General features: G+C 66.3%; 1 protein-coding gene. It reads left to right on the forward strand.

The window, feature by feature from the left end; all coding sequences use genetic code 11:
* Positions 1-451, forward strand: a 451-nt coding sequence (locus EOA29_RS40035; RefSeq protein WP_145970189.1) for a molybdopterin-dependent oxidoreductase, incomplete at both ends; no start/stop codon positions are given.

Raw genomic sequence — 451 nt, forward strand, 5'->3', positions numbered from 1 at the left:
CGCTCGATTTCCGCATGTCGACGACCTGCGTGTACTCCGACATCGTGCTGCCGACCGCGACCTGGTACGAGAAGAACGACCTCAACACCTCCGACATGCACCCCTTCATCCACCCGCTGTCGGCGGCGGTGGACCCTGCCTGGGAGGCACGCTCGGACTGGGATATCTACAAGGGCCTCGCCAGGGCCTTTTCCGAGGTCGCTCCGGAGGTGCTGGGCGTGGAGCAGGACGTCGTCCTAACTCCCACCCAGCATGACACGCCCGGCGAGATCGCCCAGCCCTTCGACGTCGCCGACTGGAAACGCGGCGAGATCGAACCGATCCCGGGCAGGACGATGCCGGCCGTGAGCGTCGTCAAGCGCGACTATCCGAACCTCTACGCCCGCTTCACCGCGCTCGGCCCGCTGATGACCGAGGCCGGCAACGGCGGCAAGGGCATCAACTGGAAGAC

It is taken from the genome of Mesorhizobium sp. M1E.F.Ca.ET.063.01.1.1 (assembly GCF_003998155.1).
Taxonomy (GTDB): domain Bacteria; phylum Pseudomonadota; class Alphaproteobacteria; order Rhizobiales; family Rhizobiaceae; genus Mesorhizobium.